This window comes from Paenibacillus solanacearum (assembly GCF_910593845.1).
Taxonomy (GTDB): domain Bacteria; phylum Bacillota; class Bacilli; order Paenibacillales; family NBRC-103111; genus Paenibacillus_G; species Paenibacillus_G solanacearum.
In genome coordinates, this window is the sequence record NZ_CAJVAS010000040.1 from 44,879 (window position 1) to 55,918 (window position 11,040).

Consider the following 11,040-nt stretch of genomic DNA (forward strand, 5'->3'; position numbering starts at 1 on the left):
TTATCTTCCTCCTGCCAATTCACGGATTCGGGAAGCGATGATCTGAAGGTCATCCCCTAGAAGCGGACGCGGATCGATATCGAAATAACCTTGTCTTACGCCGTAATCGCGGGTGTAAATGGCGATTTCGCCTTCACGCAGTCCATCCGCGACTTCTTTCGCCGTCGTTTTCGCCAGTCCGGCATCAATATGTATGCGCCCACGAAAGATGGCCCGGCCGGCTTCGTCCTGAACGATAGCCACTTTGACGCCAGCGATTTCATTTAACGGCATGAGTGTTTGCAACGCCGCTTTTTCCCGCTCGCTCTGATCTTCCTTGACGCCATATTCATCAAGCGCCTGGAGCAAGCCGAACGTCGTTTCTTTGCCAACCTTCATGCTGCGCCCAATGCCGTGCAATTGAACCTTCAGCCATTCAATATACGTCTGCTTCCCGCCGACAATGCCGGACGTCGGCCCTTCTATGGCCTTCGATCCGCTGTAAATCGCAAGATCGGAGTATTTCACATACTTTTGAAGATCTTCCTCGGCTGCGGCGTCGACGATTAGCGGAATATGGGTGCGCTGTGCAATTTCCCACGCTTCCTCTACGGAGATCATATTTTTCTGCACGCAATGGTGTGATTTCACGTAAAGGATCGCAGCCGTGTTGCCGTTGATGGCAGCTTCGATATGCTCCGCCGACCCTTCGTTGGCGTAGCCGACTTCAACGAGTTTCCCGCCACCCAAATAAACCATCGTCTCCACTGGCGCCCCGTACTGAACGTTATGCCCCTTTAACATAATAATTTCATTATGGAGAATCTGCTCCTGATGCAGCCGTTCGCTCATGCGGCGGTTGCCACGGGTTACAACGGCCGCCACGGAAAGTGCGATGCCGCTGGAGGCCGAGTTCACGATCACGGCCGCCTCCGAGCCAAGAATTCGCGCGACGTAATCTCCTGCCTTGTCGACCAAATCCGCGATTTCCACATATTGTTGCCCGCCTTCTTTCATGGCCTCCATAACCGTATCCGCCGGGGCGGAGACCCCCAGAATACTCATGCGTCCGCTTGCATTGATGACGCGTTTCAGTCCATATTTAGCATTCAATGAACTCGCCATTTACTACCACTCCCACTGCTTCAATTGTTTTTGCAGCCAGTCTCGTTTCCCCATCGGAATCTGTAAGGATCAGCGGCTTATTTTTTACGGTAAAAAGGGTTAAATTCGCAGCGCCGCCGACCTGTATTCTTCCCAGCTCCGGCTTCTGCAGCCAGTTCGCCGCGTTCACGGTGACCGCTGCAATCACTTCTTCGAGCGTATAGCCTAAATGCAGAAACTTCGATAACACATGCGCCATGCCGTATACCGGACCGTTCAACCGATTCCCGCGGTAAATATCCGTGCTGATCGTATGGAGCGGAATCCCGTGCCTTTTAGCTGCTTCCGCAATTCGGAATGAAAAGCTTGCCGTACCGTGGCCGACATCCAGATGTACGCCTCTTCGAAGGGCATCAAGCAATACTTGAAGCGGCTTGCCCTCCTCATCAAACAAATTGTTTGGTTTTCCGTGAAGGTAGTGCGTAATAATATCTCTCTTGTGCAGCAGCGCAACAATATCCTCGATGGCCGGGGGACCGGAACCGATGTGCACCATTAACGGAAGCGATGCGGCATCGGACAGCGATCTTGCGATAAGCAGCGGCTTGATTCCGCTGTCCCGGACAACGCTCTTGCTCATGCGCGCCTTCAACCCTACGATAAAGTCTTCGTAAGCCCGGGCTGTCTGTACCGCCTTCTCCTGATCCAGCCATGCCAGATCGGACAATTCGTCAACGCGTGACAGACCGATCCGTGAAATGTTCAAAAATGCATATAAATTCGTTTTGGCCCGTTTTCTGCTGGCAGTCAGCTCCGCCATACGGTCCGCCCCGCAGCTTCCGGCATCGACTACCGTCGTAACGCCTTGCTTTATACCGATCTCGTCAATCTCATCACCATACGGATCCAAAGCGGGAAAGGCGTGGACATGAAGGTCGATCCATCCGCTCGACACATAAGCATCGGAACAATCGATGATACGCTGAGCCCGGCCGCTTCCCGCCGCAGTTACATCGGTAAGGACTCCTTCATTAATGACATAATCGGCCGTCAAGCCATTTACGCAGGTTGCATTTCGTAAAACGAAGCTTTCCTCCATTGAGCTCACCATCTTCTATAGCCTCGAAACGTTGTAACGTTATATTTCTAAAATATCACAGAAAGCTTCCTGAGTATATAACGTTATAATGTTTAATCTATTCATTCTTCATTCAAATTTAATTGTTTAGAAAATTCGATACCCGTCCAACCTCACAAAAAAATAGGCGTGCACCCGGTTGAGTGAACGCCTAATTAATTCTAAACTTTATTTGTCATCCGGCAATCTGTTAACCATATTCATTCTAATGACGAATTTGATTCACAATAACATCCCATATGACATCTTTTATCGTGATTGCAACATCATAGGTCTGAACCAATCCATTACTCCATGTGACGGTAAACCTGAAAGTATGATTTCCGTCGGAAAGAATTCGGTCATGATTCGTATTCAGCAATTCTCCTGAGTAATTTATCAGATTACTCGAGCTAAGGGTTACGTTTTCGGATGTAGTCAAGAGTCTAGATATAACGGAAATCGGCTTCGTTGAGCTTGTTCCAGTATCCGTAACTGCTGCTGATAGCACAAACACTTCCCCCGCCCAAAAGTCAGAGACAGCTCGTTGGTCAGTCGGATGCTTGGCATTCCAGGTTTGGCGATAGCTTTCCCACTCAGGAGTGTGTGTTACCCAACCCGTAATAGTTAGCGGTAGAACGATAAAGGAATACGTTTGTTCATACGTTCCACCATGACCGTCATCAAGCGTCAACCGTAATGTATAGTTCCCTTTGGGCAACGGGCCGTATGTGAATATTTTGTCCTGGCCAGATGGGACGTTCGACCACTGTTGAATTACTGAGAAAGGAGCTCCATTAAAGCTGCTTTCTACTTTAATCGATAATGCGTCCCCATCCGGATCTATTGCAGAAACTGTAAATGATGGAGTATCGTTTTCATAAATCGGAGTTGAAAACGTAATATTTCCGCTTGGCGGTCGGTTAATGTATAACCATCCGGTGTTTGACCAACCAGACGACGAATCGAACTGGTCCCAAACATTTACGCGTACCTGAAGCTTTTGACCCTCTGGCAGTGGTGTATTGACCGTCCAGCTTCCGGATGTAGCGTTAGTTCCTTGCCAAACTCTTCCGGAATCGACTATAACCGTACCCGCTTCATTCAGCACCTGTACTTCAAAGTAACTGAATGAAGCCCCTGAATCTAAATCCATTTGGTTCCATGTGACAGTCGGCGTGTTCGATTCAACAATATTTGGAGCTGATTGCGTTCCATCTGGATACGTTAAAGTGACCATAGGCGGTCGATTGATAATCATCCATGCATCCGGTGAAAATCCGGACCAAGCGAAGCCGTCTGTTACTTGGACACGGACGCGTAACGGCTCGTTTGTCGGCATATCCACTACCGGCGTATAGCTGCCGGTTGTCGATGTTGTTCCTTGCCACACATTACCCGTATCCAGTATGACCCCATTGGCCGCATTGGCTACTTGAAGTTGGAAGTAGGTAAACGTCGTCCCCGGATCGGGGTCGGTCTGCGTCCATTGGAACTGCGGCCGCGTTGTCGTGATATACGTCGGATCAGCTTGTGTACCAAATGGGAAACTCATATACGTTAGTGGCGGACGATTCGTGATCATCCACCCAATGTTAGACCAACCCGAGAATGCTTCTCCATCGGATACTCTAACCCGGACTTGATACTGGCCGCCCATTTGCAGCTGCGTGTCCATTGTCCATGCCCACGATGTATTCGTCGTGTTCATCGAGCGATTATAGACACACTCGTAGCAATTTCCGTAAATGTCCTTAATCTCAATATCAAAGACGGTGAAGATCGTCCCGGGGTCGATATCGCCTTGATTCCATGAAATCGTTGGCCGTAAGGAAACGGGACTTGGGTTTCCATATCCTCCATTCGGAAAAGTTAAAAATACGGTTGGTGGCGTGTTCGCTACACATGGATTGCAGTTAACCGTAACGGATCGCTCGAGCCAATCCGACCACGCGTAATATTCATCACCTACTGCTTTGGCCACTGTGTATGTTCCCGACTCTGCCGGATGCACGAGTTTTCCGCTAACGGTATATCCGCTTGGCGTGATATAGTAGTACTTTTCAAACTTAATTCCGCGATCGGACTCGTATCCGGATTGACAGCTTCCTGCATTGTAGCAATGATCGGGGTCATAGCTGCTGTCCGTCCATTGAATGGTGTTGCTGGCCGTTGGCGTGACGGTAAAGTATACAATCGGTGCTCGATGCACGATCAGCGGCTGCAAGTACCAATTAGAGTACTTCGAGTACCCTTGGAATGACGGATCGCCATTAGACAGACGGTGATCCGGATGTGGGTCATCCGGCGCCCGATACTCGACGTTGTATTTGCCCACTTTATCAAAGCTCATGATCGGCGTGGTAACAAGTGCCACGTTCTTGCTAGAATAACCGCTCTTGCCGTCACCTACATCCAGGAACATGAACGGATCAACGTGGGTATACCGCCATTGGGTGCCGTTATCAAACCTCAGGTCATTTTCCGGATCTTCGTATGTCGTTTCATAGTTCACTGTCGTATCGACTACCGCCGCGCCGTACGTTTTCGTAACGAGCTGCGGGCTTGTCAGCACGACGGCCATTTCTTTAAATTCCGTCGTTTCGTGCACGGAATACGGCCCGTACGTGCCGGTAGCAAATGTATTGTCGTAAACTGTAAACAAAGGCGTGCCGTTCTGGTACGCTTTAATTTCATTACCGTTTAGCTTGACGGAGTACGCGGCCCATGCACCGCTTGGCAAATACCGCAAACTCTCCGCAAGAAGCGTCTTTTCCCCGTTTACGATTTTGATCAGCCGCAGCCGGTCTTTCATGGACTCCACTCGGTACATGTTTTGATTATCCTGTATCCGGAATGACATACCGGCTGGAACGTAATCGTACTTGAGATTATTGATCCGCATCGACCACTTCAATGTTCCGTTGACGAGTGGCTGCAGCGATGGATTGACCAGCTGCCCGAACGTGAAAAACTCCTTCGATGAGGGAGGATGACTTTCGGAGCGTGGGAACGAATATACCTTTCCGCACATTACCATAAGTCCCGCTGCATATACACGCGGCGCTTTTCCGCATGTACCGCCTATGTTCCACAGCAATTGTCCCGTACGTGAATCAGCTAACCAGTTTTCATTTTGATAGTATTTATTAATAACGGTATAACCATCGATGGGGTCTCTTGCAAATCCGTATTGGTTATTCTTCTTGTAGTTTAGAACATCTTGCTGATCACTAGGAATTTCGGGATACCATCGGCAAACCCAAACCCCCGATACCCATGTGGGATTGCCATCATCGTCTAGCTGATCATAGTCCCAATAGCCGCCTTCTTCACCACATCCATTCGCGTGAACATCCCCTGTTCGAAGATTCACTACATAACCTCGGCTTCCTGAATAGCTGCTAATCGAGTACGCAATGTAGTCATCGTTTGGGCTTACACCAGACGGGTATGCTGCACCCCCCGGCCCCCCGTAATAACTCATATCCCGGAAGTTTAATGTCTGCTCTATCGTGTCATACCAGATGAAACCGCCGTAATGCGTATTTATTACTTTTCCGCCAGGAGTTACAAAGCCTCTCAGGTATGGGAAGTTAAAGGTATATACCCCAGACTTCCATTCTCTCGCTGGCAAAGCATTAATATGAGTGTAGTTTTCGACTTTATACGGGGTTATCAAGTTATCGAAGGAAAATGATTCGATTTTCCGGTTCACAAGATCGATTCTTTTGTAATCTACCGGAGTCTTGATAAAGCCGTCCATATACTGCCTATCTTTACCGTCGCTAAACGTAATTTTTACTTCCGGTTGCTCGCTGTTCTGGTAAACCTTCCGTTCGTGAATTGTGGAGGCAGGTACAATATTGCCGGCTTTCAGAGCGGAAAGTTTATGCCGTTGATATGTGTATTCAATCGTATTATTCCATGATTCGTAATACATCAAAAGGATGACTTCATCGATATCTTCCCGCACATATATATTGCCGTTTTCTGAATAGTTTCCCTCCATCAATTTAATTGGTGCAGGCAGATTGGTTCCGACCAGATAGAAATATGGAATCTGCAAAGAAGCATAGGGATAGCTTACATACTGAATGAACATATTGTCGCCAAGATAGTATTGAGGCGTACTTTCTATAATGTAGTTTTTTGGATTACCATTGAAAGTAACCGATCCTAAACTTCCAATCTCCATTAAGGATGCTGCATCGTGTGGAAAGGTAAGGTTCGGGTCGTCCTCTATCAGGCCATAATTGTCATTGTCACTGATTTCATCAAACTTTCTCACTCCAATAGGAGTTTTCATATCTCTCGTGTTGGTTGTTAACGTCCCGTCTGGAGTCAAACTCCAAAATGTTTTCGGTAACGTAGATTTGTCCAAGCTTGTGTTGAACCACGAATTCCCAAGCAACGAGGACGTTGGCAGCGGAACGGTCGTGACCGGAACCGGCTCGTTCGTTTGCCCACTAACCATAAAGGTTACTTCCGGATTGTCGTTCGTTACTTCGACGGTATAATCCTTCCAGCTGCTTAACCCGTAATCTTCTTCAGCATATAAACGGAAGCAGTACTTCCCTACCTTGCTCGGGTGGAATGGGAAGTTATTATTATTCGTCGAGATCAAGTTTTCGTACGGGTTACAAGAGCCGTTGTTATTGGCGTCGTAGCCATACCACGTTTCGTATTTGACGATGGTGTCGCCGTCCGGACTACGCGAATTGTTTTTGAAATAGCTTGGTGCGACTCTTGAGATCGTGTCACTGTATAAAAAATCAATGACAGGTGGCTGATCCGGAATGACCATCAGATTCCATGTGTCCGGGCTTAATGATTTCAAACCGGTATTATCGAAAACATGTAGGCTGATCGTGTACTCTCCCGCTGTCGTATATTTAGGAAGAGCATTCGTCCATTCGTCGCGGTTATGATCGATGGTTCTACCTTTGACCGGGGAATAGCTCTGACTCGAATCCCACGGCGGATTGACCGGCCGGTTCACTTTGATGACTTGCGGTCCGTTAATTTTGGGAACCGGATTCGGTGGAATAACGTTCAAATTGGTGCAAGACTTCGTTGTCTTGACACCGTCCGAAGCCGTTGCACATACGAGCTGCAAGCCAACCGTATCAGCGGTCATGCCGGTATAGCTCATTTTATTGTACGGCGTCGTCCATCCGTGCTTGGCCGGAAGCCCTCTAATCCAATCCGTTGCTTCGCTGTCTGTAAAAAGCCATTGCAGCGTCAACGGATCGCCGTCTGCATCGAACAACCGCGTTACTTTCAGGTCCACTCGATCACCCAGAATCACTTGGCCCGTTTCGCTGCCGTCTGTCGGATCAATGAATGCAATCCGCAGCTCAGGCGGCGTGTCTGGTGGTGGAGGTCCGATGGTAAATGTGCCCGGACCGATAATGCTCTCTGAACCGCAGCTATCCAGCACCGTTACTCGGACCTGAACTTGTCCATCTTGGATATTTCCGGGATACATTCGGGTGACGGTATCGTAATTGAACGGCATTGCTTTTTTGGTTTCCCCGTTGCTATCGTACCATCCTACCTGTACTGGCGGCATGTTCCAAACTCCGCCGTTCCCTTTAAATTCAAATTTGTATTTCTTTAAAGTACAACCTTTCTCTTCCACCTCGAACCAAACGAGATTGTTATCTTTCCAGTTTATAATTTCCTTGTCGGGCCATATTTTTCCCGTCATTGATCCAGGAGGATCGGGTGGATCAGGCGGGTCAGGCGGATCAACAGGCGGTGTACCGGAGCAGCCTCCTACTGATTGTACGGTTACAGCTTGATTTAGAGTGTTGTTGTTTTTCCCGCCAGCCCCTTCGGCTACAGCATTATTTGTATCGACGATGACTTTGAAAGAATATGATCCTGATGAAGGAAAGCTATAGGTGAACGTTCCTTGTTTCTCTTCGTTTTTTGAAAGACCGTTAGAAGTGTCCATGCTTGCAACTTCCGATCCGTTTAGTTCTACGATTGTCCGAAAAGTGGATGTTGTATCAACACCCATATTTCGGATTTTGTAAGTATACGTAACATCCTTACCGGCCTCAATACATACTGATCCGCTTGAAAGACTGATAGGGACTAAATCCGGAGTCGATAGAATTGGAGCATCTTTATAGGTAATACCGATTTGGTCGGGATACGTATACGTTTTTGACCGTAGATTTACGGTAAACGCAGCGTAGTAAACCATTACCTTCGCGCCGGGTAAACCGAGCTGTCTATAGTAGTCGGATTTATAGTCTAAATCTTGCGAGTAATGTACTTTAAATGTATCGGAAGTAATCCCTTCTATTTTGTTATAATAAGTGAATGCTTCAATTGTATATCCGTCATCGACACCTTCAGGACCAGGAACTAGAACATTATCAAGTATAGATGCTGTAGCGGTTATATCCGAAGCATTGACAACAGCAGCCGGTATTTCAGTATTATCTTCTAAAACATATGGCATCGTTCGATCAGCTGTCAAAGCAAGTTTTGTACCTGGACAATTCGGACTTGCTGGCATCATTGAGCCGTTGACGTTCTCGCTATAGTCTCGTCCAGATGGACTTGGACATCCTTCCCCACCATCCTGATACCAATCAAGCGTCCTACCCGAACTTCCGGGGGCATAACGGTAAAAAGCAAAATATCCTTGGGCAGTATCATTTCCGCTGGAGGTTACCTCAACCGGAACGCCCGTAAAATTGATTCCCGAGGTGTTCCACGCTGGTACTCCTGCCGCTTCACTTATTGTCTTCACGACTTTTCCATCTTGATAAAAGGAAAGTTCTTGTATCACCTTTCCTTCGGGTGCGGTTACAGCAAAGGGATTTGTCTTTACAGTTTTTGACGCGCTGTAAACGGCTTGATAGCCATTTAATGTACTGGCAGCATACGTCATTTCCCGCATTTCATCAGGCGTTGCCGCTTTTGCAACAGGCCACCTAAAATCCAAATACTGTATAGGTAGAATCTGAATTGTTAATATCAACAACATTAGGAAGCTAAGGTACTTTATTTTAGATCGCATTTATTCACTTCCGTTCATTAACATCTTACGGGTTACTTCTTGGATGTCGAAATTGAAATAATACGCTTATTATAATTTTTAGCTGGTGGTATGGCCGGGGCACTAATGGAAATCGCAACATCCGAATCTAAAAAGTACTTTTTTGGAATAATTAGTGCAGGAATATCTCCAGGCGAATCACGAAACAATGGTGCTGCGTTACTCAAAATACCATTTTGCTTGTCGGTAGGTTCATTTGATTTGAATCCATATAGAGTAAAATTGGGCTGTTTGAAAGTATCCTTGTAAATCGAAGGATCATTATTAAAGTCCACATGACCCTTGAAATATAGAACATAACTGTTCATATACCCATCCTTTATATATGGACTGTTCACCTTTAAACCTGTGTACCACTTTAAAGTGTCAAAATCGCCCAACAAGCTCAAATTGGGATCGTCCGGGTCTTCGAGATCAATAGCAATAATCTGATCCATTGTCGCCTTGTACAAACCATCTCCGGTTTCTACCGATAAATTATCAGGATTCCATTTAACAATTTGTGTACCACCAAAAATTTCGGGCATGACCGTAAAAATATTTGTCTTCCTCAATTCTAACTCAGCCAAGTTTAACGCTTGCTTATCCACTATCAGCTTATCGCCCTCACCCCTGTTGGCTTGTAATACTCGATCTACAACCGTCATAGCTTGTGCTCTCGTCGTTGCTTGATCCAGACCCAGGGCCCCACGGTCTAACCCTTGAATTAATCCCGTTTTCACGGCCTGATAAACAACCGCTTTATCGGTAATTTCTACTTCGGGGTACTGTAAATCAGGTCTTGTAGCTCTGAGGCTCAAACGCATCATTTCTTGTCTTGTAATCGCGCCGTTAATGTCTTGGCTAAATTCTTCGTAACGGTGGATCCCAGCCTCAACCACAGCGTTATTATACTTGCTGTACCAAGTAGCTCCTTCTTCACTGGTTTTCAGCTTAAGAGCTTTTGTCAGCATTGTAATAAACTCTGCCCTTGAAACGTCCATATCCGGCTTGAATGTGCCGTCCGGGTAGCCGTCGACAATTCCTCCTTCAACAGCCTTCATTATGGCTTGCTGGCCCCAATGCCCAGTAATATCACTAAACGCTGGGGGATCTGCATTGATAACATGTATTGCTGTAGTAATTCCTATAGAAAGGGCAAAACCAAATGCAGTTATTTTTTTAAACATGAATATTCCTCCATCATTCATAGTATCAACACTGAGAACGAGCGTACTCGAAACGTAGCACCCGCATTGATAAATCAAAATTACTCGATGAAGCTATTTAAGACTTGTTAAGGAAATATAGCCTCGTTTTCGATCCTAATGATTCAGAAGTACAGATATATGCGGAAATACGGAAATGTTTTAATCGACATAGACACCAACTAAGGTACTACTTATCATACGAAATTATAGCACTATTTTCCCATATAGTAAATTATTAGGAAATTCATTTACTAACCGACGATCCAAGGAGATAAAGTGGTGAAAATGCAAAAAAGGCCATTTGCGCACGCACTTCGCCCGTAAGGGACATAAGAGCAACCATAGGTTGCCTGCGCTTTGCGTCAAATGGTCATAATTCATCGGAAATATTTATGTTTACCAAAAAACTTTATCGAGACAACATACAATTAATTTGCAGTTTAATTACGGCTCAATGCCGAGATCAGCGCTTGACAGAAAATTCATAGGTTGAAAATGGAAAAACATCTGCTAATCCTGTATTGTTGTAAGTCCTACCGAACAACAAAAAAGGAATAAACAGATGCAGA

At 46.4% G+C, this 11,040-nt stretch carries 4 protein-coding genes; all 4 read right to left on the reverse strand.

From position 1 onward, the window contains the following. A complete protein-coding gene (locus tag KXG62_RS27545) occupies positions 1 to 1,104 on the reverse strand; it encodes a DgaE family pyridoxal phosphate-dependent ammonia lyase (RefSeq protein WP_218095239.1) in 1,104 nt (367 codons plus the stop codon). After that, positions 1,082 to 2,182, reverse strand: a complete 1,101-nt coding sequence (locus KXG62_RS27550) for an amidohydrolase/deacetylase family metallohydrolase (protein WP_218095240.1) — start codon at positions 2,180 to 2,182, stop codon at positions 1,082 to 1,084. Before KXG62_RS27550 ends, KXG62_RS27545 begins: the two co-directional genes overlap by 23 nt. 244 nt (positions 2,183 to 2,426) lie before the next feature. After that, positions 2,427 to 9,242: a glycoside hydrolase family 78 protein gene (locus tag KXG62_RS27555; protein WP_218095241.1), complete on the reverse strand. Its 6,816-nt coding sequence runs from the start codon at positions 9,240 to 9,242 to the stop codon at positions 2,427 to 2,429. A gap of 32 nt (positions 9,243 to 9,274) precedes the next feature. Beyond that, positions 9,275 to 10,450, reverse strand: a complete 1,176-nt coding sequence (locus KXG62_RS27560) for an S-layer homology domain-containing protein (protein WP_218095242.1) — start codon at positions 10,448 to 10,450, stop codon at positions 9,275 to 9,277. Positions 10,451 to 11,040: the final 590 nt, after the last annotated feature.